The organism is Mycolicibacter sinensis (genome assembly GCF_001667945.1).
In the GTDB taxonomy this organism is placed as follows: domain Bacteria; phylum Actinomycetota; class Actinomycetes; order Mycobacteriales; family Mycobacteriaceae; genus Mycobacterium; species Mycobacterium sinense_B.
Map to the genome: position 1 here is coordinate 1 of NZ_LZJK01000130.1, position 25,255 is coordinate 25,255.

The following is a 25,255-nucleotide window of genomic DNA, read 5'->3' on the forward strand; positions in this document are numbered from 1 at the left end:
CTGCCGATAGAAAATTTTCCGATCATCACGGGTTGTGCGGAATATGATCTGGGCTTAGCGTGACAACGAGGCCGCGGTGGGCGGGGGCGGTAAGGTTTCGGCGAGCCCGAGAGGTCATGTAGCCCGCAGTGTCAGCCCTTCCCAGCGCCAACCACCGCACCCGTGCCGACCGGTGCCCGGGCGTGCTGCGCCCGTGGCCGGCTGAGGACGGGCTGCTGGCGCGGCTGCGGCTGGTCGGTGGCCGGCTTTCGGCGGCCTCGCTGGCGCGACTGCTCGACGCCAGCGCCGAGTTCTCCGACGGCTCCGTTCACCTGACCACCCGGGCCAACCTGCAACTGCGGGGCCTGCCCGGGCGCGACGGGCGCCTCGATCCGGCTGTCGTGGCCGCCATCGAAGCCACCGGGCTGCTACCGTCACGCAGCCACGAGCTGATCCGCAACATCCTGGTCTCCCCGCAGACCGGACATGCCGGCGGGCGCGTCGACCTACGCCCGGTGGCGGAGCGGCTCGACGCGCTGCTCTGCGCCGACTCGCGGCTGGCCCGGTTGCCGGGACGCTTCCTGTTCGTCCTCGACGACGGCCGCGGCCCCGCTGACCGAGAAAACCGCTGATTCCCGCCGGTTCAGCAGTACGCTCCAGCAGCGCCAAACAGGCCGCCGACCGGGTAACGCGGCGTGGCGACTCAAGCTGGCCGGTGTGGCTGCAATGCGCTGTCGACCGGACAGCAGAGGTGGCTCGACATGACTCAGGCCGTTATCGCCGAACCAGCCGTCGTCGAAGCCGGAGATCTGGTTCGGCACCATCCTCCACGGCGCCGCTTGGGAAGTGGTTGCGCCGAATGCGCCCGAGCGGATGTCGGTGGCGGACGGCTACGCCACCGTCGACTTCGGTCGCTGGCATTTCCACTTGCGCATCGGCAATCACATTGGGGCGACTGCCGATAGAAAATTTTCCGATCATCACGGGTTGTGCGGAATATGATCTGGGCTTAGCGTGACAACGAGGCCGCGGGCCGACAGTCAATGCGGGCGGCGACCCATTACCGAGGACCGCCTATGACCACAGCTTCCGAACGTGAAGAACGGCTGGCGCTGATTTCCAGGCTGACCCCGACCTTCCCGGGGGATCCGGAATGGCCGATGCCGGATGAGGTCCGGCCCGATCACTACTGGGCCTATCAGAAGACGTGCCACGACATCGGGGGCGAGCCGGCCCCGCCGGAGGCTTACGAGAACAAGGAAGAAGAGCACTGGGAGTTGATGACCTATGTGCTGTGCGAAGTCCTTGGCTGGCGCGGGATCTGGGTCTCCGAGGAACGCCGGCGCATCGGCAACGTCGACGTGGGACGGCCGATCTATCTCGGCCTGCCCTACTACGCCCGCTGGCTGTGGTCGGTAGGCCGGGTGCTGATCGCAAAGAAGCACATCAGCTGGGGCGAGCTGACCGATCGGCTGGCCGAAGTGCAAGAACGATACGCCGGCCAGCCGCCGGGGACCCACCTGGATGCCCAGCCGAAATTCCAGGGGGACGGCTCGAACGTCGTGCGCAACAAACACCATATCGAGGCGGTGGGGATCGGCGATCCGCAGAAGTTCGCCGGCCTCGCCGATCCGGCACGGTTCGCGCTCGGTGACCGGGTGCGGGTCCGCAACCTGCCCGCGATGTTCTACACCCGCACACCGGAGTACGTGCGGGGGGCTTGCGGCACGATCGCCGAAGTGGCCTACGAGAGTCCCGCCCCGGAGGATGAGACCTGGGATCGCGAGGACGCGAAGCCGGAATGGTTCTACATCGTGCGGTTCAAGCAATCCGAATTGTGGGATTGCTATACCGGGCCGGCCACCGACACTTTGCAGACCGAAATTCCCGAACGTTGGTTGGAGCCGGCCTAGCCATCACATTTCACCGAAGGTGCAGCCCATGTCCGAGCACGATCACGATCACGCCCGCACCGTCAAGCCGATGGTCGACGAGATCACCGACTTCGAAGTTCTTGAGATCGCCCTGCGCGAGCTGTGTATCGAAAAGGGCCTGTTCACCGCCGAGCAGCATCGCCATCTGACCGAATACGCCGAACAGATCGGTCCGACCCCCGCCGCTCGCCTGGTCGCCAAGGCCTGGCTGGACCCGGAGTTCAAAGCGCTGGCCTTGAACGACCCGATCGCCGCGTGCAAGCAGGTCGGTGTCGACTGGCTCGAACCCACCGGGTTCGGCACTCCCAGCGACTTCGTCGCTTTCAAGATTCTCGAGGACACGCCGACGGTCCACCACGTCATCTGCTGCGCCTTGTGCTCCTGCTACCCACGGCCGATCCTCGGTAACTCGCCCGAGTGGTACCGGACCCCCAATTACCGGCGCCGCATTGTGCGGTGGCCGCGCCAGGTGCTCTCCGAGTTCGGCCTCGAGCTGCCCGAGGGCGTCGAGGTGCGCGTCGAGGACTCCAACCAGAAACACCGGTTCATGGTGATGCCGATGCGGCCGGAGGGCACCGAAGGCTGGACCGAAGACCAACTGGTCGAGATCATCACCCGGGATTGCTTGATCGGGGTCGCCCTACCCAAACCCGGGGTGACCGCCAACGTCATCACCCGGACCCGGCCGGCCAACAACCCGATCAACAGCAGCGGCGCGGCATCGTGAACCCGATCGTGGACGGTTCCGCGCCGGACGGTTTGGTGGACGAGCAAATCGCAGTTCTCGCGGAGATCGCCGCAAGCAACCAGTCGTGGCCGGTCATGGCGGCCAAGTACGGGGTGGAAAACCCGCTGCCGCCGTGGAAGACCAGCCTCGACGGGCTCTGCGATGCGCTCGACGCCGCCTCGTGCCAATCCGGGGGCCGGGACTTTTCGTTCCAGGCTCGCCGTGACGAGGAGGACGTGTTGTCGGCGACCCGGTACCGGAGCGTGCCTTACCCGGAAAATCAGCTCCTGGCGCTGGCGCATTCGCTCGTTGCCCGCGGCGTGATCGACGAAACCGAGCTTCGGCAACGGCTTGCCGTGGTTCGCGCCCGGCTGGAAGCGCAGTAACGCGCCGCGTCATCCCGCCGTGAGCGCGGCGACCGCAGGCCCGAACATGGTGGCCTTGATCGCGCCCAGGGTGCCGGTGTCCTTACCGGCCAGCGGGCGCAGCAGGTCGAGAGCGCCGGCACTGACCGCGCCCTCGCCGGCGGTGCCGTCCACGATCCCGGCGGCCGCGGCGTCTTGCCCGCCGAAGCGGCGGCCGGTGGTCATCGACGCCACCTGAGCCTGCGGGGTCAGTTTGGCCTGGATCAGCGCGGCCATCCCGGGGGTGAACGGAATCCGGATGTCGACCTCGGGGAAGCAGAAGAAGCCGCGGTCGGCGCGCATCACCCGGAAGTCGTGGGCGATCGCCAGCATTGCTCCGGCCCCGAACGCATGCCCGACCACCGCCGCGGCGGTCGGGATCGGCAGCGTCAGCACCCTGGCCAAAAGCGCCTGCACCCGGCCGACATACCAGTCGGTGCGGTCGCCGTTGGCCATCAGCCAGTCCAGGTCCAGGCCGTTGGAGTAGAACTTGCCGGCCGCGGTGGTGACCAGCCCGTGCGCCTCGCCCTGCTTGCCGGCGGCCACCACGTCGTCCAGCACCTGCTCGATCTCATCGAGAAAGCTTGGGGAGAACCGGTTTTCATCGTCACCGAGCTCGAGCACGGCGATCTTGTCGTCATAGGTCAGCTTCACGGGGTGTTCCTTTCTCTGGTCCGACGGCGAGCACGGCGCGCACCGCGGCGTGCAGCTGGGCGCGAGCGGCGGGGCTGCCCAGCCGGTTCCGGCTGAGCACAATCGCGGTGGGCAGGTCGACCACGCAGACGGTGACGGTGTCGACGGCGGCGGCGTCGCGGCGGTCCCACAGGGCGGCCGCCAGCCGGATCAGCAGCGCGACCAGCTCAGCGGCGACGCCGCGCAGCTGCGCGGCGCCCTCCTCGGGCAGGTCTTCGGCCAGCAGGGCATCGTGCCGGAGCGCCTGCAACAGCCGGGCGGCGTCCGGATGCCGTTCGGCGAAGGCCACCGGCGCGTCGGCGGCCGCGATCACCGCGCCGGTAGGTCCTGAGGCGGCGCTCACGAGGTCGTCCTGTAGCGCCAGGAAGCGCCGCGCGGCCCGCAGCCAGGCGGCGGCCAGCAATCCGGCCCGCGACCCGAACCCGTGGTAGACGGCGCCGTTGGAGGCGCCGGTTGCCTCACCGACCGCGCGGATCGTCACCGCGGCGGGACCGGACCGCGCCGCCAGCGATTCGACGGCGTCCAGCACCCGATCGGGGTCGTGCACGCGGGGGCGGGGCATGGCCGACACAGTAACAGAGCGCCTGCTCTGTTACCAGGTGCGGTCGGTCAGACCGCGGCGTGACAGGATCGAGCGATCATGAGCACTAACCCGTCCCGTCCCGTGGTCTTCTCCGGCGTCCAACCCACCTCCGACTCGCTTCACCTCGGCAATGCCCTCGGTGCGGTCGCTCAGTGGACCGGCCTGCAGGACGGCAACGAGGCGTTCTTCTGCGTCGTCGACCTGCACGCGATCACCGTGCCGCAGGACCCCGCCACGCTGCGCCGGCGCACACTGGTGACAGCCGCGCAGTACCTGGCGCTCGGGATCGACCCGGCGCGCAGCACCATCTTCGTGCAAAGTCATGTGCCCGCCCACGCCGAACTCGCCTGGGTGCTGGGCTGTTTCACCGGTTTCGGCCAGGCCTCGCGGATGACGCAATTCAAAGACAAGTCGCAAAAGCAGGGCGCCGACTCCACCACCGTGGGCCTTTTCACCTACCCGGTGCTGCAGGCGGCCGACGTGCTGGCCTACAACGCCGATCTGGTGCCGGTCGGCGAGGATCAGCGTCAGCACCTGGAGCTGGCGCGTGATGTCGCACAGCGCTTTAACGCGCGGTTCCCGGACACCTTCGTGGTGCCTGAGGTGATGATCCCGAAGGCCACCGCCAAGATCTACGACCTGCAGGAACCGACCGCCAAAATGAGCAAGTCGGCGGCCACCGACGCCGGTCTGATCAGCCTGCTCGACGACCCGGCGAAAAGCGCCAAGAAGATTCGCTCGGCGGTCACCGACTCCGAACGTGAGGTCCGCTACGACCCGGAGACCAAACCCGGGGTGTCGAACCTGCTGACCATCCAGTCGGCGGTCACCGGCGAGAGCGTGGAGAAACTGGTGGACGGCTACGCCGGCCGCGGCTACGGCGACCTGAAGAAGGAAACCGCCGAGGCCGTCGCCGAATTCGTCACGCCGATCAAGGCACGGGTGGATGACCTGCTGGCCGATCCGGGCGAACTACAGGCGGTGTTGGCCGCCGGCGCAGAGCGGGCCCGCGCGGTGGCTACCGCGACCCTCGAGCGGGTGTACGACCGGGTGGGATTCCTTCCGCCCCCGGCATGAGCAAAGCCGTGAGCCAGGACTCCAAGCCGGGAATCATCGACCGGCTGCGGGCGCGTTACGGCTGGTTCGACCACGCGGTGCGGGCCCAGGAACGCTACGACGACCGGCAGGGCAACTTCTTCGCTGCCGGGATGAGCTACTACACCATCTTCGCGTTGTTTCCGCTGGCGATGGTCGGCTTCTCCGTCGGCGGTTTCCTGTTGTCGCGGCGACCCGAGGTGCTCGACGGGATCGAACGCCGGATCAAGCACCTGATTCCCGGCGAGTTCGGCAACGAGGTGGTCACCTTGATGGACACCGCGATCTCCTCGCGCGCCTCGGTAGGGGTGATCGGTTTGGCGACGGCTACCTGGGTGGGCCTGACCTGGATGGCCAACCTGCGCGAGGCGCTCTCCGAGATGTGGGAAACACGTTCGGAGAAGCAGGGTTTCGTCTCGGCTAAACTGTCGGATTTGGTCGCCATGGTGTGGGCCTTCGGGGCCATGCTCGTCACGGTGGCGCTCACCGCCCTGGCCGACCCCAAGCTGATGCGCAAGATCCTGCGCTGGCTGGGCATTCCCGACTTCGACCTGCTGGGTGCGGTGTTGCGGGTCGCGTCGGTGGGGATGGCGGTGGCAGTGTCCTGGCTGCTGTTCACCTGGATGATCGCCCGGCTGCCGCGCGAGTCGGTCAGCCTGGCCAGCGCGGCGCGGGCCGGCGCGATCGCCGCGGTCGGCTACGAATTGTTCAAACAGGCCGGCTCGGTGTATCTGCAGTCGGTGATCAACGGCCCGGCCGGAGCGGTGTTCGGCCCGGTGCTGGGCCTGCTGGTGTTCGCCTACGTCACGGTGCGGCTGATCCTGTTCGCGACCGCCTGGGCGGCGACGGCATCGGACAACGGGCCCACCCAGCGGCCGGCCGGACGTGCCGGTGTGACCGGTTCCCCAAACGGGTAGGAGGGGTTACGGTGGGCCGAGATCCGACTTCGACAGGCCCGAACGGCTCGGGGGAGGAGAACGGCTCATGGCGCGCGAATCAGCCTGGCCCCGCCTTCGGGTCGAGGACTGGGCCCCGACGCGGGACACCCTGCACATGTGGACCCAGATCGTCGGCAAGGTCCGCCTGGCGCACGCGCCATTGTTGAACCACTGGTGGCAGGTCACCCTGTACGTCACGCCCCGGGGGCTCACCACGTCGGCGATCCCGTACGGCAGCGAGATTTTCGGCATCGAGTTCGACTTCATCGACCACCAACTGGGGATCCGCACCGGCTCCGGTGCGACCCGGGCGATTCCGCTGCGGGAACAATCGGTGGCGGACTTCCACCGCGCCGTCATGTCCACGCTGGACGAGTCGGGCCTGCACACGGCAATCCAGTCCCACCCCAACGAGGTCGAGCCGGCCGTGCCGTTCGCCGAGGATGTCGAGCACGCCTCCTACGATCCGCAGGCCGCCCAGCTGTTCTGGCGGCAACTGGTGCAGGCGCACCGGGTGCTGGGCCGGTTTCGTTCCCGCTTCGTCGGCAAGGTCAGCCCCGTCCACTTCTTCTGGGGCGCAATGGATCTTGCCTGCACACGCTTCTCCGGGCGAACGGCGCCGACCCACCCCGGAGGCGCCCCCAACTGCGGTGACTGGGTGATGGTGGAGGGTTATTCGCACGAGCTCAGCAGCTGCGGATTCTGGCCCGGGGGCGGGGCGGAAGGCGGCTTCTACGCCTACGCCTACCCCGAACCCGATGGCTTCGCCGAGCATTCGGTCCGGCCCGCAGCGGCGTACTACAGCAAGCAGCTGGGTGAATACGTGCTGCCCTACGAGGTGGTGCGGCAAGCGCCCGACCCAGACCGGCTGCTGTTGGACTTCCTGCAAGACAGCTACGAAGCAGCGGCGGTACGCGGCAACTGGGATCGCGCGGCCCTTGAAGCCGACCCGGACCGTTGGCGGGCGAAGTCGCGTGGCTGAGCGGCCCCGGAGGTGAGCGCCACACCAATCGCCGACTATGCGCTGTTGTCGGATCGGCATACGGCGGCACTGGTCAGTCGCGCAGGATCGGTCGACTGGATGTGCGTCCCGCGCTTCGACTCCCCGGCGGTCTTCGCCAGGCTGCTCGATGCGCGCGGCGGCCATTTCGCGGTGCACCCCACCGACCCGCGGAGCGAAGTGACGCGTCGCTACCTCGACGGCACGATGGTGCTCCAGACCACGTTCACCACCGCGGCCGGAACACTGGTGCTGCGCGATGCGCTGGCGACCGGCGCCTCCGATGACCCGCACCAGCTGGGAGCCGCAGCACCACGCCTGCTGGTGCGCTCACTGCACTGCCTGACCGGCGAGGTCGAGGTGGGCATCGACTTTGCGCCGCGCCCGGAGTACGCCGTAGTCACACCGCGGCTTTCGGCCGTCGCCGGCGGCGTCATCGCCCGTGGCGGCGCCGACATCGTCGCCTTGACCTGCCCGGTGCCCCTGGAGATCACCGGCGACCGTGCCACCGGCCGCGCGATACTGCGCGAAGGTCGGCAGCTGTGCCTGGGCCTGATGCACCGCAGCACCTCCGAGGCGTTTCCGGCCCCGCTGGCCGAAGCCGACCTCGAGGAGGCCCTCGCGGTGACCGCGGAGGCCTGGCGGTGCTGGTCGAAGCTGCACCAGAGCTATCAGGGTCCGTGGCGAGACCTGGTGCACCACAGCGGGCGGGTGCTCCAAGCGCTGACCTACCAGCCCACCTGGGCCGTAGTGGCCGCCCCGACCACGTCCCTGCCCGAGGAGATCGGTGGCGAACGCAACTGGGACTACCGCTACGCCTGGGTTCGTGACGCCAGCTTCACCATGGAGGCGTTATGGGTGGCCGCCTGCCCCGACGAAGCGCACCAGTTCTTCGACTACCTGGCGGCCAGCTCGGCCGGTGCCCTGCGCGGCGGCGAGCACCTGCAGATCATGTTCGGCGTCGGCGGCGAGCACGACCTCACCGAGCGCACCCTTGCCCACCTGACCGGGTGGCGCGACAGCCGGCCGGTACGGGTGGGCAACGGCGCCTGGCGTCAACGCCAGCTCGACGTCTACGGCGAGTTGCTCAGTGCGGCTTACCGACTCGTCGATCAACTCGACCCTGAGCACCCGGGCGCGGTAGCCGGGCGGGAATTCCTCATCGACTGCGCCGACGCCGCGGCGCGACGCTGGACCGAACCCGACCACGGCATCTGGGAGGTGCGCGGCGAGCCGCGGCATTTCCTGTATTCCAAGCTGATGTGCTGGGTGGCGCTGGACCGGGCGGTGCGCATGGCCGACATGCTCGGCGCCGCGGACAAGGTCGGCGAGTGGCAGGCGACGGCCGAGCAGATCCGCACCGAGATCCTTCGCCGAGGCTGGAGTGACCTGGCCAACGCGTTCAGCCAGTCCTTCGGCGACGACACCCTCGATGCGTCGAACCTGGTGATCCCGTTGGCGGGGTTCCTGCCTCCCGACGACCGGAGAGTCCTGGCGACGATCGATGCCGTCATCGAGCATCTCAGCGATTCACGCGGACTGATCTATCGCTACCGCACCGTCACCGGCGCAAATCCCGACGGGCTCACCGGCCAGGAGGGCGCCTTCGTGCTGTGCACCTTCTGGTTGGCGCAGGCGTTGGCGGTCTGTGGCCGAATCGACCGCGCGCAGGACGTTTTCGAAACCGCTATCGGCTACATGAACGACGTCGGGCTGCTCGCCGAAGAGGTGGACGCCGCCACGGGGCAGATGTTGGGCAACTTTCCGCAGGCCTTCAGCCATATCGGGCTGGTCAATGCCGCCTGGGCGATCGCGCAGGCCACCGGCTAGTCGGGCCGCACCGCGCGCAACACCTGGGCGTGGTGTTCATCCATTGCGCCGAATCGTTTTTCGGCGTAGTTCGCCGTTGCCGCCACACCCTCGAGCACCTCGCGGTGGCGGTTCAGCACCGTGTTGTGGTGCTGGTGGGCCGCGCTGAGTGTTTCGTGCATCCCGCGCGCATCCGGGAAGTCCCCGAACATCCCGGCCGTCGGTGAGACGCCCGCCAGGTGCTCGCCACCGGCCTGGGCGTGTTCACCGGCGGCACCGGAATCCGCGGCGCCGTAACGCAATTTGCCCCGGTCGACGTACATGACTGCCCCCTCACTGCGGTGGCGATCAACGCTACCACCGCGGTGAGCTGCGTCAATTCACCTTATTGAGCGGCGTACTCGGGGTGTTTGGCCACGTAGGCCTCCACGAACGAGCAGCTCGGCACAATCTGCTTGCCCGCAGCTTTGGTGTCGGCGAGCGCGAAGGCGATCAGCTTGGTGGCCAGGCCCTGACCGCCGAACGCCTTGTCGATCTCGGTGTGGTGGAAATCGCGCCGGTCGCCGCTGTCGTGGTAGGCGGCCAGCCCGGCTCGCACCCCGTCGACGCTGATCTCGTAGCGGTGCTGCTCGGGGACATCGGTGATGGTGGGCTCGCTCATGGTTCTCCTTCACATCAGCCACGTTCCGCGGCGCATGACCCGCAGCACCTGCAGGTCGGCATTCATCACCACCAGGTTAGCCGCGGACCCCGGGGCCAAAACCCCGACGCCGCGCAGGCCGAGCGCCCGAGCCGGGGTGGTCGCCGTCATGCGCACCGCCGCGGCCAGCGCCGCGTCGTCGCCGCCGAGCAGGCCCACCGCTGTCGCGAACAGCCGGTCCATGGTGGCGGTGCTGCCGGCGATGGTGGCCGTACCGCGCAGCCGGGCCACCCCGTCGGTGACGTCGACGCCGAGCCCGCCCAGGGTGAATGGGCCGTCGCCGGCCCCGGCGGCGGCCATCGCGTCGGTGACCAGGGCGACCCGGTCGGGGCCGGCGACCGCCACCACATGCCGGATCACGCCCGGGTGCAGATGCACCCCGTCGGCGATCAGCTCCACAGTCACCCGCGGGTCGGCCAGCAGCGCCGGCACCGGCCCGGGCTCGCGGTGATGCAACGCGCGCATCGCGTTGAATAGGTGGGTTCCCACCGTCGCTCCGGCGTCGATCGCGGCCTGCGTCTGCTCGTAGGAGGCATCGGTATGGCCCAGTGCCACAACGACTCCCGCGTCGACAAACCGCCGGATCGCCGGGAGCGCGCCGGGGCTTTCGGGTGCCAGGGTGACCATCCGGATCGTGCCGTCGGCGGTGTCCAGCAGCGCCTCGATCTCGCCGGTGTCGGGGTCGCGCAGCCACGACGGATCGTGCGCACCGCAATGCCGCCCGCTCAGCCAGGGCCCCTCCAGGTGGATGCCGTCCACCACACCGCGCCGGGTCGCCTCGGCCAGGGTGCGCACCTGGGCCAGCAGCGCCTCGGGGGCGGCGGTCACCAGGCTGGCCAGCCCGCCGGTGGTGCCGTGTCCGGCGTGCAGGACAGCGGCACGGTCGGGGGCTTCGGGGTAGGAGACGCCGTCGCCGCCGTGGCAGTGCATATCGATGAAACCCGGCACCACAACGCAATCCGGCAGATCGTCGTCGGCGCGAACCAGACCGGATCCGCAGGCGGTGATGCGCCCGTCGTCGACCGAGAGCCAGCCCGGACGGTGCACCCGGCCGTCGAGTACGACGGTGCCGGCGCTGATCACCGACACGCCGACGCGCCGATCTCAGCGGGAGCCGCTTCGTCGGCGGGCCAGCGGCCGCCGTTCTCCCAGAAGTGCCGGATGTCTTCGAGTTGGCGGCCTTTGGTCTCCGGGGCGTAGCGGTACACGAAGGCCAGACTGAGCAGTGCCAGCACCCCGAACACTGCGAAGGTGCCGGCGCCACCCAGCGAGGTGAGCATGGTCAAAAACACCCCGGCGACGATCGCGTTGGCCGTCAGGTTCGAGGTCAGCATCGCCGAGGATCCCATCGAGCGCAGCCGGGCCGGCAGGCTCTCCCCGGCGTAGACCCAGACCAGCGAGCCGAACCCGAAGGTGTAGCCGACGGTGAACAACAGCACCCCGCCGAACTTGACCGCCGCCAGCGCGTCACCGAATACCGAACCCGCGGCGAACACCGCGATCAGCAGCGCATTGGCGGCGACCATCGCGGTGATACCCGACAGCAGGATGGGACGCCGGCCCACCCGGTCGATCAACGCCAGCGAGATGAACATCGCCGCCAGGGCCGCGACCTGCACCAGTGCCGGCAGAATCAGCAGCGCGAAATCGCCTTCGAAACCCATCATCGCGAACAGCCGGGGACTGTAGTAGACGATCGCGTTGATCCCGGTGATCTGGATGAAAAAGCCCAACGTCACCACGAACAGCGTCGCCCGCAGGTAGGGCGGGCGCAGCATCTCGCGTAGCACGCCGACCCCGCCGGCCTGCTCCTCGGCCAGCGTGCGGCCGATCTCGGCGAGCTCGCGCTGCGCGTCGGCGGTCGGTTCGATCCGTTGCAGCGTGCGGTGCGCGTCGTCGACGCGGCCCTTGAGCAGATACCAGCGGGCGGTGTCGGGGATACGGACGAGCAGCAGCGTCACCAGTACGGCGGGCACCGCGGCCAGCCCCAGCATCGCCCGCCAGCTGCCGGTGCCGGCCAGCCAGTAGGCGCACAGGTAGCCGGCGATGATCCCGATTACGGTGGCCACCCCGTAGGTGACCAGCAGCGCGCCGCGCGCGGCAGCCGGCGCCGACTCGGCTACGAACACCGGCACCACCACCACCGACACCCCGATGGTGATGCCGAGCAGCAGCCGAGCCACCGTCAGCATCGGCACCGACGTCGCCGCCGCTCCCAGCAGCGCGAAGACCGCATAGCTCAGACCGACCGCGACCATCGAGCTCTTGCGCCCGATCGTGTTGGCCAGCCAGCCGCCCGCCGCGGCACCGGCGATCTCGCCGATCACCGTGGCGGTGGCCACCATCTCCTGCTGGGTGGCGGTCAGCCCGAAGTCGTCCTCGATGAACAGCAGGGCGCCGGCGATATTGGACAGGTCATAGCCGTAGATGACGCCGAGGCTGGCGGCGGCTACGCCGACCAGCAGCGCCAGCGGCGAGGATCGGCGCAGTTCCCCGATTCGGCCCATCTAGCTCACCGTAGGGGATGGGCCGGGCTAGCGGGCGCGGGCGTCGCCGGCCTTCACCATGACGGGCTCCTGCCGGGCCGGCGATTCACCGCCCGGGCACCCATGATGAGCGCGAACACGATGATCGTGCCGAAGATGGCCACCCCGACCCGCACGGGCACCGTGTCGTCGGCCGGTGCCAGTGCCAGCGCCTGGGGGTCGGGGCCGGCCGCGTCGGCGCGGGGCGCCACCAGCGCCGGGTCGGGCTCGATCAGGGTCCCGACCCGGGTGCCGGGCGGGGTGGCGAAGCCGTAGTCGAGCAGGTGCGCGGCCTGCTGCCAGGGGGGGATCGGCTGCCGGGTGCCGCGCAGCAGCACCGCGACCAGCCGCCGGCCGTCGCGGGTTGCCGCGCCGACGAACGTCTGCCCGGCGTCATCGGTGTAGCCGGTCTTGCCGCCCAGGGCACCGGGGTAGTTGTAGAGCAGCTGGTTGTCGTTCTCCAGCTGGTAGCCGGGCACGTCGCCATAGCCGGGGAAGTCGAAGGTCCGGGTGGCGACGATGGCGGCGAACATCGGGTTGTTCCAGGCATAGCGGTAGAACAGCCCGATGTCGTAGGCCGAGGTGCTCATGCCTGGCCCGTCCAGCCCGGACGGGGTGGCGGCGCGGGTGTCACGGCCGCCCAGCTTGGCGGCCAGGGTGTTGATCTTGTGCAGTGCCGCGTCCCATCCGCCAAGTTGCATGGCGAGGGCGTGGGCGGCGTCGTTGCCCGATCCCATCAGCAGCCCGTGCAGCAACTGGTTGACGGTGAAGTTGCCGCCGGGGCCGACGCCGACCCGGGTGCCTTCGGCGTTGGCGTCCTCCTGGGTGCCGGGTACGACCTTGTTCAGGTCCAACTCGTTGAGCGCCGCCATCGCGGTCAGCACCTTGATCACGCTGGCCGGCCGGTGCCGGCCGTGCGGGTCGCGGGCGGCGATCACGGCGCCGCTGTCCAGATCGGCCACCAGCCAGGCCTCCGCGGAGATGTCGCCGGGCACCGGCGGGGTGCCGGGCGCGGTGATGATCCCGCAGCCCGCTAGGGCCTCCCCGCCGACGGGGCTGGTCGGCACCGGCAGCGGCAGCGGCGGGTCACCGGCCAGCGGCACCTCGGAGGCGTCTACCGCGGGCGGGGTGCTGACCTGGTACGGGCAGCCGACGGACCCGACGTTGAGACCGGGGTCGGCCGCCGCCAGGGGGGCGGCGGTGGCGAGAAAACCCACCGTCACCAGGGCTGATACCGAGCGCACAAAAGTCATCGTGTGTGCAGGGTAGGGGAACGGCGGCCCGAATCCCGGGAGCCACGCTGTGACAGGTGGGGCGCAAGTTACAGCGGGGGGCCTGGTCTCCCTGCCGAGCGTGAAGGCAGCTTCACGCTCGGCGCCGAACGTGCAGCCAGCTTCACGCTCGGCGGAGGTCGAAGTACGCCAGGCCGGACCCGGCGATGCGGCCCAGCCAGAGCCGGTCGCCGGCTTCAACCACTCCGGTCACCAGGCCGAACCCCGGGTCGGTGCTTCGGAACTGGCTGAGCACCCGGCCGTCGTCGGCGTCGAACCCGATGACCCACACCACCGACGCCGGGTCCGGCAGCCAGCGATACGGCAGCAGTCGCCACATCAGCGTGCGCAGCACCGGCGCACGCGGGGTCAGCCACTCCGACAGGGCGTTGCGGTCGGAGACCATCGCCACCCAGATCCGGCCGTCTCGGCCGGTGGAGATGTTGTCCGGATGGCCGGGCAGCTCGCTGACCAGCGCGGTGATCGAACCGCGGCGCGGGCCGGTCAGCCAGTACTTGGACAACCGGCAGCCGGTGCTCTCGGCGAACACCACCGCCGATTCGTCGGCGGTCAGCGTGACGCCGTTGGCGAAGTGCAGCCCCGACGCCAGCACCGTTGCCTTACCGTCCGGGGTGAGCTGCAGCAGGGACCCACTGGCCCGGGCTTCAATCACCGAGGCCTTGTAGTGCTCGTAGCGGAACCGGTCCGTGGACTCCGTGAAATAGATTGTGCCGTCGGAGGATTCGACCGCATTCGAGCAGAACATCAGCGGCCGGCCGGCCACGTGGCTGACCAGGGTTTCCAGCTGCCCGGTTTTCGGGTCGTAGCGCAGTAGACCGCGGTGGCTGTCGCAGATCAGCAACCGGTGATCGTGGGTGAACGCCAGCCCCAAGGGGCGCCCGCCGGTGTGCGTCACCACCTTTGGCGCCGCGCCGTCCGGGCCGACGGCGATGATGCGCCCGTCCTCGACGCCGGTCCAGATGGTGCCGTCGGCGTCGACGACGACGTCCTCGGGGGCGGTACCGGGAATTTCGACGAGCGTCAGCGCCGGTGTCGGGTCGGGCGGGGGCAGCGGCCGCGACGGCGGCGGCCGCCAGCGGACCGGGGCGATGCGCGGCTTGGGGCTCATGTCGACGACATTAGGGCCGCCTGCGCCAATCCGTTCGGCAATGCGCCCGACGGAATAATGTCGTGTTCGGATCCGAGGAGGGCTGATGACAGGTGCTGACAAGGGTCGCGCCCTGCTGTGGTTCGGCGTGCTGCTGTTCCTGCTGGGTTTGCTCACCGGATTGGCGACCGGGGCGATGAGCAATCCCCGGATGGGGTTGTCCTCGCACCTGGAAGCCGTGATGAACGGGCTGTTCCTCTTGGTGCTCGGCCTGCTGTGGGGCCGACTGCGGCTCTCCGCCCGCTGGCTGACCGCGCTGTTCTGGTTGGCGCTCTACGGCGCCTACGCCAACTGGGCCACCACGCTGGCCGCGGCGATCTTCGGCACCGGGCGGACGACTCCGATCGCAGGCGCCGGCCGCCATGGCACCGTCTGGCAGGAGAATCTCGTCGACGCCGGTCTGTACAGCTTGAGCGCGGCGATGCTGGCGGTCTGCGTGATCGCGCTGGTCGGCTTGTGGCCCGGCGCCGGCCGGGCGCAGTGAGCGCCCCCCACGCTTAGGCTGGTGCAATGACGGCGGCGGTCGAGGAGTTCGAGGCGTTGCGGCCGCATCTGCTGGCGGTGGCCTACCGGCTCACCGGCATGTTCGCCGACGCCGAGGACATCGTGCAGGACGCCTGGCTGCGCTTCAATGCCGCCGAGCGCGAGCAGATCGCCGACTCGCGAGCCTGGTTGACGACGGTGGTGAGCCGGCTCGGCCTGGACCGGTTGCGCTCGGCGCCGCGGCGGCGGGAAACCTATGCCGGCGAATGGCTTCCGGAGCCGGTGGTGACCGCCGCCGACGAATCCGATCCGTTGGCGGCGGTGGTGGCCGGCGAGGACGCCCGGTTCGCCGCGATGGTGGTGCTGGAGCGGCTGAATCCGGATCAGCGGGTGGCGTTCGTGCTGCACGACGGGTTCTCGGTGCCGTTCTCCGAGGTCGCCGAGGTGCTCAACACCAGTGCGGCCGCCGCGCGGCAGCTGGCGTCGCGGGCCCGGCGCGCCGTGGCCGCCGACCCGCCGCCGCAACCCGATCCGCGGCACAACGAGACGGTCGGGTCGCTGATGGCCGCGATGGCCGCCGGTGACCTGGACGCGGTGGTGGCGCTGCTGCACCCCGACGTGACGTTCACCGGCGACTCCAACCGCCGGGCGCCGACCGCGGTCCGGGTCATCCGCGGACCGGAGAAGGTGGCGCGGTTCTTGTTCGGCCTGGCGCGCCGGTACGGGCCGACCCTGATGACGGCGAACCAGTTGGCGTTGGTCAACGGCGAACTCGGCACCTACACGCCCGGGGCACCCGCGGTCGAGGGGTTCGCCGAGCTGCTGCCGCGCGTCACCGCGATGACGGTGCGCGACGGTCTGGTCTACGCCGTCTGGGACATCGCCAACCCGGACAAGTTCACCGCTACTCCGCTGCGGTCCTAGCCACCGCCGGTGTCGCTCGAGACTGTAGTTGCCGTGAGGTCGTCTCGAACAACAGCTTCGAGGCCTTACTGAGCCCACGGCACCCGGCAGGCGTCCCCGGAGCTGAAGCCCTGTTCGGTGATGCCCAGCGCCGCGTACATCCGGGCCCGCATGTTCTCGACTCCGATCTGATACGTCAGCTCGATGACGCCGTCGTCGCCGAACCGTTGCCGCAGATCGGCGACCTGCTCATCGGTGACGCGGTGCGGGTCGCTGGTGATCGCGTCGGCGTAGGCGATGGCGGCCCGTTCGTCGTCGGTGTAGCGCGGGGAGGTCGCGTAATCGTCGATCTCCTTGAGCCGGTCGATGTCCATGCCTTCCAGGCGTTGCAGCATGGAACCGAAGTCCACACACCACGAGCAACCGATGGTGCGGGCGGTCCAGAACACCGCCAGGTCGCGCACCGCGGCGGGCAGCTTGCGTGAGCCGGACTGCAGCAGCCCCTCGTGGGCGGCGGCGGCCACCAACAGCCGTGGGTGATGCGCGATGACGGTGAAGGGCTCGGGGACCTCACCGAAGCGGCGCTTGGCGTAGCGGTACATGGCGCGGGTCAGCAGGTTGGTGCGTTTCGGGGCCAGGGGTTCGATGCGAGGTTGAGTAGTCATACCCCTTAGACGAGACAGCCCGGCGGTATGTGACCGCACCCCCGGTCGAGCGTGACGGTGGCTTCACGCTCGCGGTCGAACGTGACGGTGGCTTCACGATCGGCGCGGCAGACGAGTCTCAGAGCACGAAGGGCACCAGGGCCTTGCGGTCGGTGGGGTAGTCGGCGAACTTGTCCCGGTACCAGCGGTGGGTCTGCAGCGCCCGGGGAACCAGGTTGCCCGCGGTGATCAACAGGATGACCACACCGGGCAGCGCCCAGGTCAGCACGGCGAAACCCGTCCAGGCGATCAGCTCGCCCAGATAGGCCGGGCTGGTGACGAAGCGGAAGCCGCCGCCGAACGGGATCTTGTACTCGGCCTGGCTGGCGTTGTTCTTGTCGCGCAGGTTGCGCACGATCGACTCGGAGTTGACGATCAGCGCGAACCCGCACAGGTAGATCACCAGGCCCACCACAAAGCGCGGGTCGGTCAACCAGCCGGTGCCGTAGCGCCCCAGGTAGTCGTGGCTGAACAGGGCGCCGTTGAGGTAGCCGTGCATGGTGGTGACGAGCATGCCCATCACCACCACCGACACGTTGAAGGTGCTGCGCTTACCGGGCATCTGGCGGATTGCCAGTGGGAAGAACCAGCCGCGGTTGGCGTAATGCAGCGCCCAGATCCCGGCCAGCACAAGGGAAGTCGGCTCGAAGCGGGCCGGCCCACTGAGGTAGGCGGCGGCGAACACCACCGTCGCCGGGATCTCCATCAGCCACCAGCCGAACTTCGGGTTGAGGTTGAAGCCGAGCTTGGCCGAGGAGAACCGCCCGTAGGAGCTCTGGCCGAAGAAGCCGCCGATGATCACGAACGCGGCGAAACCGAACGCGAAACTCAGGACGGTGTCGTAGACGGGGTTACCGGTGTACCAGTGCATCACAGTGTCCTATCACGGACCTCCGCCGGCGCGAACGTGAAGGCAGCGCAACGCTCGACGCCGAGCGTGAAGCTAGCTTCACGCTCGGCGCAGATGAGGAGCAGATCAGCGGGCAAACATCAAGGCCCGCTTGACCTCCTGGATCGCCTTGGTGATCTCGATGCCGCGCGGGCAGGCATCGGTGCAGTTGAACGTGGTGCGGCAGCGCCACACCCCGTCGACCTCGTTGAGGATATCCAGGCGCTCGGCGGCACCCTCGTCACGCGAGTCGAAGATGAACCGGTGGGCGTTGACGATCGCCGCCGGGCCGAAATACGCCCCCTCGCTCCAGTACACCGGGCAGCTGGTGGTGCAGATGGCGCACAGAATGCACTTGGTGGTGTCGTCGTAGCGGTGCCGGTCGTGCTGGCTTTGGATCCACTCCCGGGTGGGCGGGTTGCCGCTGGTGATCAGGTACGGCTTGATCGCCTTGTAGGCGTCCATGAACGGTTCCATGTTGACCACGAGGTCTTTTTCCACCGGCAGGCCGCGCATCGGCTCGATGGTCAGCGTCAGCTCCTTGGCCGGGTTCTTCGGCAGGATGTCGCGCATCAGCATCTTGCAGGCCAGCTTGTTGTTGCCGTTGACCCGCACCCCGTCGGAGCCGCACACGCCGTGCGCGCAGGACCGGCGGAAGGTCAGCGTGCCGTCCAGGTAGCTCTTGACGTAGATCAGCAGGTTGAGCAACCGGTCGGTGGGCAGCGCCGGCACCCGGAAGCTCTGCCAGCCGTCGGTGGCGGCGTACTGGTCGGGGTTCTCCGGGTTGTACCGGGCGATCTTGAGGGTGACCATCCGGGCGCCCTCGGGAACCGGGGGCAGCGGCGGGTCGCCGGCGGGCGGGCCGTCGACCAGGGCCGCCGGTGCGGCGCTGGACGGACCCGGCGAGCAGCAACCGGACTCTGATGAGCAGCAGCCGGAGTCAGCTGAGGAGGACATCAGTACTTCCGTTCCTTCGGTTCGTAGCGGGTCTGCACCACCGGCTTCCAGTCCAGCCGGATGTCGGCGATCAGGTCGGGACCCTGCTTGTAGGCCATGGTGTGGCGCATGAAGTTGACGTCGTCGCGGTTGGGGTAGTCCTCGCGGGCATGCCCACCGCGGGATTCCTGCCGGTTCAAGGCACCGACGACGGTGACCTCGGCCAGCTCCAGCAGGAAGCCCAGTTCGATGGCCTCCAGCAGATCGGAGTTGAAGCGCTTGCCCTTGTCGTGCACCGTGATCCGGGCGTACCGCTCCTTGAGCGCATGGATGTCGCTGAGCGCCTGCTTGAGCGTCTTCTCGGTGCGGAACACCGCGGCGTTGTTGTCCATCGACTGCTGCAGGGCGCCACGGATATCGGCGACGCGCTCGTTGCCGTGCTCGGACAGGATGTCGGCCACCCAGTTGACCACCATGTCGGCCGGGTTCTCCGGCATCTCGGTGAAGTCGTGGCTGTTGGCGTACTCGGCGGCGGCGACGCCGGCGCGGCGGCCGAACACGTTGATGTCCAGCAGCGAGTTGGTGCCGAGCCGGTTGGCGCCGTGCACCGACACACAGGCGCACTCGCCGGCGGCATACAGGCCCGGCACCGTGGCGGTGTTGTCGCGCAGCACCTGCCCGGTCACCGTGGTCGGGATGCCGCCCATCACGTAGTGGCAGGTCGGGTAGACCGGTACCAGCTCCTTGACCGGGTCGACGCCCAGGTAGGTGCGGGCGAACTCAGTGATGTCGGGCAGCTTCTCCTCGAGCACCTCTTCGCCGAGGTGGCGCACGTCGATGTAGACGTAGTCCTTGTTCGGCCCGGCGCCGCGGCCCTCGAGCACCTCGAGCACCATCGAGCGGGCCACGATGTCGCGGGGGGCCAGGTCGACGATGGTGGGGGCGTAGCGCTCCATGAACCGCTCACCGTCGGCGTTGAGCAGCCGGCCGCCCTCACCGCGCACCGCCTCGGAGATGAGAATGCCCAGCCCGGCCAGACCCGTCGGGTGGAACTGGTGGAACTCCATGTCCTCCAGCGGTAGGCCCTTGCGGAAGACGACGCCCATGCCGTCGCCGGTCAGGGTGTGCGCGTTGGAGGTGGTCTTGTACATCCGGCCCGACCCGCCGGTGGCCAGCACGATCGCCTTGGCGTGGAAGACGTGGATCTCGCCGGTGGCCAGCTCGTAGGCCACCACGCCGGTGGCCACCGGACCCGACGGGGTCTCGGTGAGCACCAGGTCCAGCACGTAGAACTCGTTGAAGAACTCCACACCGTGCTTGACGCAGTTCTGGTACAGCGTCTGCAGGATCATGTGGCCGGTGCGGTCGGCGGCGTAGCACGAGCGGCGCACCGGGGCCTTGCCGTGGTCGCGGGTGTGCCCGCCGAACCGGCGCTGGTCGATGCGGCCCTCGGGGGTGCGGGAGAACGGCATGCCCATGTTCTCCAGGTCCAGCACCGCGTCGATGGCCTCCTTGGCCATGATCTCCACCGCGTCCTGGTCGGCCAGGTAGTCGCCGCCCTTGACGGTGTCGAAGGCGTGCCACTCCCAGTTGTCGTCCTCGACGTTGGCCAGCGCGGCGCACATGCCGCCCTGCGCCGCGCCGGTGTGGCTGCGCGTGGGGTACAGCTTGGTCAGCACTGCCGTACGAGCGCGGGGCGCGGCTTCCACCGCCGCGCGCATCCCGGCGCCGCCGGCGCCGACGATCACCACGTCGTATCGATGTTCCTGAATCACCGCGATATCACCTGTTCGTAGGAGATCTGCCGTCAAGAGATGTTGGGGTCGAAGCTCAGCAGCACGTAGCTGCCCAGGCCCAGCGTGAAGATCACCGAGAACGCCAGCAGGGTCATCAGCCAGAACCGGCTGCGGTCACTGCGGGTGTAGTCGCCGATGATCGTGCGCAGGCCGTTGGCGCCGTGCAGTTCGGCCAGCCACAGCAGGGCCAGGTCCCAGATCTGCCAGTACGGCGAGTGCCAGCGCTCCGCCACGTAGTTGAAGTCGATCCGGTACACCCCGTCCTGCCACATCAGCATGATGAACAGGTGGCCCAGCACCAGGAAGATCAGCACGGCGCCGGAGAACCGCATGAACAGCCAGGTGTACTTCTCGAAGTTGGGCATCCCGGAGTGCCGCTGCGGCGAGCGCGGGTCGCCCAGGCCGGCCGGGCGGTCGCGGTCGGGGCCGCGGACCGGGGCCAGCGCGCCACGACTCAACTGCAGGTCAGGTGTGCTCATAAGAATCGCTCCGCCATGTGCATACCGATCCGGACCACCACCGGAACCATCACCACCAGCCAGACCGCGCAGACCGCCACCAGCATCTGGCGCTGCCAGCGGCAGCCCTGCCACCAGAAGTCGATCAGGATCAGCCGGATGCCGTTGAGACCGTGGAACAGCACCGCGGCCACCAGGCCCAGCTCCATCAGGCCGACGATCGGCGTCTTGTAGGTCGAGATGACCTCGGTGTAGGCCTGCGGACTGACCCGCACCAGCGCGGTGTCGATCACGTGGACGAACAGGAAGAAGAAGATGGTCGCACCGGTGATCCGGTGCAGGGCGAACGCCCACATTCCGGGATCGCCTTTATACAGACTCTGCCGCCGGGGACGCCGGGCAGAAGCCTGCGTCCCGGGCGTCACCGCATCGGCGGATGTCGCCGTCATCAGCGCCTCCAAATATCTGTAGCCACCGGTTTGGCCACGCTCGCGGTAGCTACGCAACGCCATCGCTGTCAATAACCTCGGCTTGGACTCTAAACCCATCCACAGGGTGGAAACGACCACGTCAAAGTTACTGATGAGTAGGAATGGCCGAAGTTAGGGTGAAATTCGACAAATAGCTGCGGATGGACGGGACGGCGCGATGTACTGGCAACGATATGGGCGCAGCTGAGGTGTCGGGCGTAGTCGACTGGGACCTGTTGCGGCGCAACGCAATTTCGGTCGCTGCGAACGCCTACGCGCCGTATTCGGGGCTGCGAGTCGGGGCGGCGGCGTTGACTGTCGACGGACGGCTGTTCACCGGCTGCAATGTGGAAAATGTCTCATATGGCCTGGGCCTGTGCGCCGAGTGCGGGGTGGTCGCTGCGCTGCACACCGCCGGGGGCGGTCGGCTGGCGGCACTGTCGTGCACCGACGTTGCCGGCAAGTTGCTGATGCCCTGCGGCCGGTGCCGCCAGGTGCTGCTCGAACACGGCGGACCGCAGCTGCTCATCGACCACCCGGCCGGTGCGCGGCGACTGGCCGACCTGCTGCCGGACGCCTTCGGACCCGACGCATGGGGGTGACCTTCGACGCGCCGACGCTGATCGCCACCAAACGCGACGGCCACCGCCTGACCGACGCCGCGATCGACTGGCTGATCGGCGCCTACACCGCCGGCACGATCGCCGAGGAGCAGATGGCGGCGCTGCTGATGGCGATCTTCCTGCGCGGCATGGACGCCGGCGAAACCGCGCGCTGGACCGCGGCGATGATCGCCTCGGGGGAGCGGATGGACTTCTGCGATCTGGGCCGTCCCACCGTCGACAAACACTCCACCGGCGGGGTGGGCGACAAGATCACCCTGCCGCTGGTCGCGGTGGTCGCCGCCTGCGGGGCGGCGGTGCCGCAGGCCTCCGGGCGCGGCCTGGGCCACACCGGCGGCACCCTGGACAAGCTCGAGGCGATCGCGGGCTTCGATCCCACGCTGTCGACGGCGCGGCTGCGGGCGCAGCTCACCGATGTCGGGGCGGCGATCTTCGCCGCCGGCGCCCTGGCGCCCGCCGACGCCAAGCTCTACGCGCTGCGCGACATCACCGCCACCGTGGAGTCGCTGCCGCTGATCGCCAGCTCGGTGATGAGCAAGAAGCTGGCCGAAGGTGCCGGGGCGCTGGTCTTGGACGTCAAGGTCGGCTCGGGTGCCTTCATGAAATCCGTCCCGCAGGCCACCGAGCTGGCCGAGCTGATGGTCGAACTCGGCGCCGCGCACGGGGTGCCCACCCGCGCCCTGCTCACCGACATGAACCGCCCGCTCGGGGCCACCGTCGGCAATGCCCTCGAGGTCGCCGAGGCCCTCGACGTGCTGGCCGGTGGCGGCCCCGACGACGTGGTGGCGCTGACAGTGCGGCTGGCCGCCGAGATGCTTGCGCTGGCGGGGATCAGCGACAAGGACCCAGCGGTCACGCTGGCCGACGGCACCGCGATGGACGCCTTCGTCGCGATGGTCACCGCCCAGGGCGGTGATCTGAGCGTTCCGCTGCCGGTCGCGGCATGTTCGGAGACCATCACGGCATCGGCGGGCGGCACAATGGGGGAAATCGACGCGATGGCGGTGGGTATGACGGCATGGCGGCTGGGAGCGGGCCGTTCCCGCCCGGGGCAGCGGGTGCAGGCCGGGGCCGGGGTGCGGATCCACCGTCGGCCGGGCGAGCCCGTGTGCGCCGGCGAGCCGCTGTTCACGCTCTACACCGACACCCCCGAACGGTTCGGGCCAGCGCGTGCCGAGCTGGACGGCGGCTACCGCGTCGTCCCAGATGTCCCGAACACCCCGACGGCCCCGCGGCCACTGATCATCGGAGCCATCCCATGACCACACCGCTGAACCTGGAGATGATCCGGCAGGCACCCAAGGCGCTGCTGCACGACCACCTGGACGGGGGGCTTCGCCCGGCCACCGTCGTCGACATCGCCGGGCAGGTCGGCTACGACGGGCTGCCCAGCACCGACCCCGACGAGCTGGCGACCTGGTTTCGCACCCGCTCGCACAGTGGTTCGCTGGAGCGCTATCTGGAGCCGTTCAGCCACACCGTGGCGGTGATGCAGACTCCCGACGCGCTGCACCGGGTGGCCCGCGAATGCGTGGAGGACCTGGCCGCCGACAACGTCGTCTACGCCGAAGTCCGGTTCGCGCCCGAATTGCACATCGAGGGCGGGCTGTCGTTCGACGAGGTAACCGATGCGGTGCTGGCCGGGTTCGCCGACGGGGAGCGCCAAGCCGCGGCCGCCGGCCGGGAGATCACGGTGCGCTGCCTGGTCACCGCGATGCGGCATGCCGCGCTGTCCCGGGAGATCGCCGAGCTGGCCATCCGGTTCCGCGACAAGGGCGTGGTCGGCTTCGACATCGCCGGCGCCGAGGCCGGCCATCCGCCCAGCCGGCACCTGGATGCGTTCGAGTACATGCGAGACCACAACGCCCGCTTCACGATTCACGCCGGTGAAGCCTTCGGGCTGCCGTCGATCCACGAGGCGATCGCGTTCTGCGGCGCCGACCGGCTCGGCCACGGGGTGCGCATCACCGACGACATCACCGTCGGCGAGGACGGAGCGGTGCGGTTGGGCCGGCTGGCGGCGATCCTGCGGGACAAGCGGATTCCGTTGGAATTGTGTCCGAGCTCCAATGTGCAGACCGGCGCCGTCGGCAGCATCGCCGAGCACCCGTTCGACCTGCTGGCGCGCGCCCGATTGCGGGTGACGGTCAATACCGACAACCGGTTGATGAGCGACACCACCATGAGCAAGGAGATGCTGGTGCTGGCCGACACGTTCGGCTACGGCTGGACCGATCTGCAGCGGTTCACGGTGAATGCGATGAAGTCGGCATTCATCCCGTTCGACCAGCGGGTGGAGATCATCGAGGAAGTGATCAAGCCGCGATTCGCGGTGCTGGTCGGCTGAAACGACGAAAGCCGGACAATCGCGAGTGCGATTGCCCGGCCGTCGTCAAAAGGTTCGCGCGAGATCAGTGCTCGGTGACAGTGGCCTCCGGGTCGCCCTGCTTCCAGGTGATGATGCCGTGCTCGAAGGTGGTCTGCTTGGAGCCGTCGGCGTTGGTGGTCTCATCGCTGGTCGGGTAACCGAGCTTGCCCTGCGAGCCGCCCAGCTCGTTCCACTTGTCGCGGATCTTGCCCCACACCACATACGACCGGGTGGTGTGCACGATCACGCCGCCGTCGAACTGCTGGAAGATGCCGCCGTCGGGGTTCTTTTGCTCGGCGCCGGTGGGCTCGCCCAGGTCCTGCTTGGCGGCGGCGTCCAGGGAGTCCAGCTTGGCCAGGATCGGGCCGGAGACGGTGTACTCCTTGCCGTCCGCGCCGGTCATCTCGGTGGAGCTGGCGGCGCCGCTCTCCTCGGCGGGGGTGCTCATCGCCGACGAGATCACCGAGCTGGCCGAGGAGGCAACCGAACTGGCCGAACTCAACGCGTCGCCGGTCTTCTCTTTGGCGTTGTCGTTACTGCAACCCGTGCCGATCAATGCGATACCCAAAACCGCGGCGGATACAGCTGCGGCTCGTTGTGTTGCCTTGCGCATGTGTAGTCCTTTCGAATTTGGAAGGGCCCCGCAAAGACACGGCCCGGCCAGAGGGTTATCGGGCCAGATGCTATCGGGGATACGACCACTCGGCAATGAAAATGAGCAAACGAATGCGGCAATTATCAGCGAATTCCTGCAATATCCGCATATCTGACCTGCGGGCCGCTTCGACGTGGGCGCGCC

General features: G+C 68.7%; 30 protein-coding genes. 15 read left to right on the forward strand and 15 right to left on the reverse strand.

The features are described 5' to 3' along the window. Positions 1–128: 128 nt before the first annotated feature. The 5 genes from A5694_RS16870 (at position 129) to A5694_RS16885 (ending at position 3,026) form a co-directional block, all read left to right on the forward strand. Positions 129–611 carry a hypothetical protein gene (locus A5694_RS16870; RefSeq protein WP_234787924.1) on the forward strand — a complete coding sequence of 161 codons (483 nt, stop codon included), beginning with the start codon at positions 129–131 and terminating at the stop codon, positions 609–611. 175 nt (positions 612–786) lie between these two features. Beyond that, on the forward strand, positions 787–981 hold the full coding sequence (locus A5694_RS25330; protein ID WP_428844276.1) for a DUF7676 family protein: 195 nt from the start codon (positions 787–789) through the stop codon (positions 979–981). 74 nt (positions 982–1,055) lie between these two features. After that, a complete protein-coding gene (locus A5694_RS16875) occupies positions 1,056–1,892 on the forward strand; it encodes an SH3-like domain-containing protein (protein WP_064923238.1) in 837 nt (278 codons plus the stop codon). A 28-nt stretch (positions 1,893–1,920) separates the two neighbouring features. Beyond that, on the forward strand, positions 1,921–2,640 hold the full coding sequence (gene scnC / locus A5694_RS16880; RefSeq protein WP_064923240.1) for a thiocyanate hydrolase subunit gamma: 720 nt from the start codon (positions 1,921–1,923) through the stop codon (positions 2,638–2,640). Between the two features lie 95 nt (positions 2,641–2,735). Next, complete coding sequence (locus tag A5694_RS16885) at positions 2,736–3,026, forward strand: SH3-like domain-containing protein (protein ID WP_109535726.1); 291 nt, start codon at positions 2,736–2,738, stop codon at positions 3,024–3,026. 9 nt (positions 3,027–3,035) lie between these two features. Here the strand turns inward: A5694_RS16885 and A5694_RS16890 are convergent, their stop codons facing one another. Together A5694_RS16890 and A5694_RS16895 are read right to left on the reverse strand one after the other, a co-directional pair. Further along, complete coding sequence (locus A5694_RS16890; protein ID WP_064923242.1) at positions 3,036–3,698, reverse strand: enoyl-CoA hydratase-related protein; 663 nt, start codon at positions 3,696–3,698, stop codon at positions 3,036–3,038. Continuing rightward, complete coding sequence (locus A5694_RS16895) at positions 3,682–4,299, reverse strand: TetR family transcriptional regulator (protein WP_064923385.1); 618 nt, start codon at positions 4,297–4,299, stop codon at positions 3,682–3,684. Before A5694_RS16895 ends, A5694_RS16890 begins: the two co-directional genes overlap by 17 nt. Before the next feature lie 78 nt (positions 4,300–4,377). On the opposite strand from A5694_RS16895, the gene trpS reads away from it, so the two are divergent. The 4 genes from trpS (at position 4,378) to A5694_RS16915 (ending at position 9,183) form a co-directional block, all read left to right on the forward strand. After that, positions 4,378–5,397: a tryptophan--tRNA ligase gene (gene trpS / locus A5694_RS16900; RefSeq protein ID WP_064923243.1), complete on the forward strand. Its 1,020-nt coding sequence runs from the start codon at positions 4,378–4,380 to the stop codon at positions 5,395–5,397. Next, on the forward strand, positions 5,394–6,332 hold the full coding sequence (gene yhjD, locus A5694_RS16905) for an inner membrane protein YhjD (RefSeq protein ID WP_064923245.1): 939 nt from the start codon (positions 5,394–5,396) through the stop codon (positions 6,330–6,332). The genes trpS and yhjD overlap by 4 nt, the downstream gene beginning before the upstream one ends. Positions 6,333–6,399: 67 nt before the next feature. Beyond that, positions 6,400–7,335, forward strand: coding sequence for a DUF5996 family protein (locus A5694_RS16910; RefSeq protein ID WP_064923247.1), 936 nt, complete (start codon positions 6,400–6,402; stop codon positions 7,333–7,335). Between the two features lie 12 nt (positions 7,336–7,347). After that, positions 7,348–9,183 (forward strand): glycoside hydrolase family 15 protein, encoded by a 1,836-nt coding sequence (locus A5694_RS16915; RefSeq protein WP_064923249.1) that lies wholly within the window; start codon positions 7,348–7,350, stop codon positions 9,181–9,183. Here the strand turns inward: A5694_RS16915 and A5694_RS16920 are convergent. The 6 genes from A5694_RS16920 to A5694_RS16945 form a co-directional block, all read right to left on the reverse strand. Next, the gene (locus A5694_RS16920; RefSeq protein ID WP_064923251.1) at positions 9,180–9,485 is read right to left on the reverse strand and encodes a DUF2563 family protein; all 306 of its coding nucleotides are present in this window, start codon (positions 9,483–9,485) and stop codon (positions 9,180–9,182) included. The genes A5694_RS16915 and A5694_RS16920 overlap by 4 nt on opposite strands. 62 nt (positions 9,486–9,547) lie before the next feature. Then, positions 9,548–9,823, reverse strand: a complete 276-nt coding sequence (locus A5694_RS16925) for a GNAT family N-acetyltransferase (protein ID WP_064923253.1) — start codon at positions 9,821–9,823, stop codon at positions 9,548–9,550. Between the two features lie 9 nt (positions 9,824–9,832). Then, positions 9,833–10,951, reverse strand: a complete 1,119-nt coding sequence (nagA, locus tag A5694_RS16930) for an N-acetylglucosamine-6-phosphate deacetylase (protein ID WP_064923255.1) — start codon at positions 10,949–10,951, stop codon at positions 9,833–9,835. Further along, on the reverse strand, positions 10,942–12,351 hold the full coding sequence (locus A5694_RS16935) for a sugar porter family MFS transporter (RefSeq protein ID WP_428844285.1): 1,410 nt from the start codon (positions 12,349–12,351) through the stop codon (positions 10,942–10,944). Before A5694_RS16935 ends, nagA begins: the two co-directional genes overlap by 10 nt. Positions 12,352–12,422: 71 nt before the next feature. Next, entirely contained in the window at positions 12,423–13,640 is a 1,218-nt protein-coding gene (locus A5694_RS16940) for a D-alanyl-D-alanine carboxypeptidase family protein (RefSeq protein ID WP_064923259.1), read from the reverse strand. Between the two features lie 142 nt (positions 13,641–13,782). Then, entirely contained in the window at positions 13,783–14,787 is a 1,005-nt protein-coding gene (locus tag A5694_RS16945) for an SMP-30/gluconolactonase/LRE family protein (RefSeq protein ID WP_064923261.1), read from the reverse strand. Between the two features lie 85 nt (positions 14,788–14,872). Here A5694_RS16945 and A5694_RS16950 point away from each other — a divergent pair, with 85 nt between their 5' ends. Both A5694_RS16950 and A5694_RS16955 read left to right on the forward strand, forming a co-directional pair. Beyond that, positions 14,873–15,310: a hypothetical protein gene (locus A5694_RS16950; RefSeq protein ID WP_064923263.1), complete on the forward strand. Its 438-nt coding sequence runs from the start codon at positions 14,873–14,875 to the stop codon at positions 15,308–15,310. Positions 15,311–15,336: 26 nt separating this feature from the next. After that, positions 15,337–16,233 carry a sigma-70 family RNA polymerase sigma factor gene (locus A5694_RS16955; protein ID WP_064923265.1) on the forward strand — a complete coding sequence of 299 codons (897 nt, stop codon included), beginning with the start codon at positions 15,337–15,339 and terminating at the stop codon, positions 16,231–16,233. A gap of 65 nt (positions 16,234–16,298) precedes the next feature. Here A5694_RS16955 and A5694_RS16960 read toward each other — a convergent pair whose 3' ends face one another. From A5694_RS16960 to sdhC, 6 genes are all read right to left on the reverse strand, one after another. Beyond that, positions 16,299–16,877 carry a carboxymuconolactone decarboxylase family protein gene (locus A5694_RS16960; RefSeq protein ID WP_064923267.1) on the reverse strand — a complete coding sequence of 193 codons (579 nt, stop codon included), beginning with the start codon at positions 16,875–16,877 and terminating at the stop codon, positions 16,299–16,301. A gap of 118 nt (positions 16,878–16,995) precedes the next feature. Then, positions 16,996–17,787 carry a 3-oxo-5-alpha-steroid 4-dehydrogenase gene (locus A5694_RS16965; protein WP_064923269.1) on the reverse strand — a complete coding sequence of 264 codons (792 nt, stop codon included), beginning with the start codon at positions 17,785–17,787 and terminating at the stop codon, positions 16,996–16,998. 105 nt (positions 17,788–17,892) lie between these two features. Further along, complete coding sequence (locus A5694_RS16970; RefSeq protein ID WP_234787937.1) at positions 17,893–18,762, reverse strand: succinate dehydrogenase iron-sulfur subunit; 870 nt, start codon at positions 18,760–18,762, stop codon at positions 17,893–17,895. Next, a complete protein-coding gene (gene sdhA, locus A5694_RS16975) occupies positions 18,762–20,516 on the reverse strand; it encodes a succinate dehydrogenase flavoprotein subunit (RefSeq protein ID WP_064923271.1) in 1,755 nt (584 codons plus the stop codon). The genes A5694_RS16970 and sdhA overlap by 1 nt, the downstream gene beginning before the upstream one ends. Positions 20,517–20,548: 32 nt before the next feature. Then, positions 20,549–21,016: a succinate dehydrogenase hydrophobic membrane anchor subunit gene (locus A5694_RS16980; protein ID WP_064923273.1), complete on the reverse strand. Its 468-nt coding sequence runs from the start codon at positions 21,014–21,016 to the stop codon at positions 20,549–20,551. Then, positions 21,013–21,444 carry a succinate dehydrogenase, cytochrome b556 subunit gene (sdhC, locus tag A5694_RS16985; protein WP_082952724.1) on the reverse strand — a complete coding sequence of 144 codons (432 nt, stop codon included), beginning with the start codon at positions 21,442–21,444 and terminating at the stop codon, positions 21,013–21,015. The genes A5694_RS16980 and sdhC overlap by 4 nt, the downstream gene beginning before the upstream one ends. 215 nt (positions 21,445–21,659) lie before the next feature. Here sdhC and A5694_RS16990 point away from each other — a divergent pair, with 215 nt between their 5' ends. Genes A5694_RS16990 through A5694_RS17000 form a run of 3 tightly spaced genes read left to right on the forward strand, consistent with a single transcriptional unit; the run spans position 21,660 to position 24,435 of the window. Continuing rightward, a complete protein-coding gene (locus A5694_RS16990; protein ID WP_185746536.1) occupies positions 21,660–22,067 on the forward strand; it encodes a cytidine deaminase in 408 nt (135 codons plus the stop codon). Further along, on the forward strand, positions 22,058–23,350 hold the full coding sequence (locus A5694_RS16995; RefSeq protein ID WP_064923277.1) for a thymidine phosphorylase: 1,293 nt from the start codon (positions 22,058–22,060) through the stop codon (positions 23,348–23,350). Before A5694_RS16990 ends, A5694_RS16995 begins: the two co-directional genes overlap by 10 nt. Further along, positions 23,347–24,435: an adenosine deaminase gene (locus A5694_RS17000; protein ID WP_064923279.1), complete on the forward strand. Its 1,089-nt coding sequence runs from the start codon at positions 23,347–23,349 to the stop codon at positions 24,433–24,435. The genes A5694_RS16995 and A5694_RS17000 overlap by 4 nt, the downstream gene beginning before the upstream one ends. Before the next feature lie 64 nt (positions 24,436–24,499). Here A5694_RS17000 and A5694_RS24320 read toward each other — a convergent pair whose 3' ends face one another. Continuing rightward, the gene (locus A5694_RS24320) at positions 24,500–24,904 is read right to left on the reverse strand and encodes an LGFP repeat-containing protein (protein ID WP_234786392.1); all 405 of its coding nucleotides are present in this window, start codon (positions 24,902–24,904) and stop codon (positions 24,500–24,502) included. On the opposite strand from A5694_RS24320, the gene A5694_RS24725 reads away from it, so the two are divergent. Continuing rightward, a complete protein-coding gene (locus tag A5694_RS24725; RefSeq protein ID WP_125224299.1) occupies positions 24,897–25,226 on the forward strand; it encodes a hypothetical protein in 330 nt (109 codons plus the stop codon). The genes A5694_RS24320 and A5694_RS24725 overlap by 8 nt on opposite strands. Positions 25,227–25,255 lie beyond the last annotated feature (29 nt).

Excerpts from the sequence above, each read along its gene's own strand:
- A5694_RS16875 (WP_064923238.1), top strand. The coding sequence starts at position 1,056 with ATGACCACAGCTTCCGAACGTGAAGAACGGCTGGCGCTGATTTCCAGG.
- A5694_RS16940 (WP_064923259.1), bottom strand. The coding sequence starts at position 13,640 with ATGACTTTTGTGCGCTCGGTATCAGCCCTGGTGACGGTGGGTTTTCTC.
- A5694_RS16970 (WP_234787937.1), bottom strand. The coding sequence starts at position 18,762 with ATGTCCTCCTCAGCTGACTCCGGCTGCTGCTCATCAGAGTCCGGTTGC.
- A5694_RS16920 (WP_064923251.1), bottom strand. The coding sequence starts at position 9,485 with ATGTACGTCGACCGGGGCAAATTGCGTTACGGCGCCGCGGATTCCGGT.
- trpS (WP_064923243.1), top strand. The coding sequence starts at position 4,378 with ATGAGCACTAACCCGTCCCGTCCCGTGGTCTTCTCCGGCGTCCAACCC.
- A5694_RS17000 (WP_064923279.1), top strand. The coding sequence starts at position 23,347 with ATGACCACACCGCTGAACCTGGAGATGATCCGGCAGGCACCCAAGGCG.
- A5694_RS16995 (WP_064923277.1), top strand. The coding sequence starts at position 22,058 with ATGGGGGTGACCTTCGACGCGCCGACGCTGATCGCCACCAAACGCGAC.
- sdhC (WP_082952724.1), bottom strand. The coding sequence starts at position 21,444 with ATGACGGCGACATCCGCCGATGCGGTGACGCCCGGGACGCAGGCTTCT.
- A5694_RS16965 (WP_064923269.1), bottom strand. The coding sequence starts at position 17,787 with ATGCACTGGTACACCGGTAACCCCGTCTACGACACCGTCCTGAGTTTC.
- A5694_RS16925 (WP_064923253.1), bottom strand. The coding sequence starts at position 9,823 with ATGAGCGAGCCCACCATCACCGATGTCCCCGAGCAGCACCGCTACGAG.
- yhjD (WP_064923245.1), top strand. The coding sequence starts at position 5,394 with ATGAGCAAAGCCGTGAGCCAGGACTCCAAGCCGGGAATCATCGACCGG.
- A5694_RS16910 (WP_064923247.1), top strand. The coding sequence starts at position 6,400 with ATGGCGCGCGAATCAGCCTGGCCCCGCCTTCGGGTCGAGGACTGGGCC.
- A5694_RS16960 (WP_064923267.1), bottom strand. The coding sequence starts at position 16,877 with ATGACTACTCAACCTCGCATCGAACCCCTGGCCCCGAAACGCACCAAC.
- A5694_RS16945 (WP_064923261.1), bottom strand. The coding sequence starts at position 14,787 with ATGAGCCCCAAGCCGCGCATCGCCCCGGTCCGCTGGCGGCCGCCGCCG.
- A5694_RS16990 (WP_185746536.1), top strand. The coding sequence starts at position 21,660 with ATGGGCGCAGCTGAGGTGTCGGGCGTAGTCGACTGGGACCTGTTGCGG.
- scnC (WP_064923240.1), top strand. The coding sequence starts at position 1,921 with ATGTCCGAGCACGATCACGATCACGCCCGCACCGTCAAGCCGATGGTC.
- A5694_RS16895 (WP_064923385.1), bottom strand. The coding sequence starts at position 4,299 with ATGCCCCGCCCCCGCGTGCACGACCCCGATCGGGTGCTGGACGCCGTC.
- A5694_RS24320 (WP_234786392.1), bottom strand. The coding sequence starts at position 24,904 with ATGAGCACCCCCGCCGAGGAGAGCGGCGCCGCCAGCTCCACCGAGATG.
- A5694_RS16980 (WP_064923273.1), bottom strand. The coding sequence starts at position 21,016 with ATGAGCACACCTGACCTGCAGTTGAGTCGTGGCGCGCTGGCCCCGGTC.
- A5694_RS16955 (WP_064923265.1), top strand. The coding sequence starts at position 15,337 with ATGACGGCGGCGGTCGAGGAGTTCGAGGCGTTGCGGCCGCATCTGCTG.
- A5694_RS16885 (WP_109535726.1), top strand. The coding sequence starts at position 2,736 with ATGGCGGCCAAGTACGGGGTGGAAAACCCGCTGCCGCCGTGGAAGACC.
- A5694_RS16950 (WP_064923263.1), top strand. The coding sequence starts at position 14,873 with ATGACAGGTGCTGACAAGGGTCGCGCCCTGCTGTGGTTCGGCGTGCTG.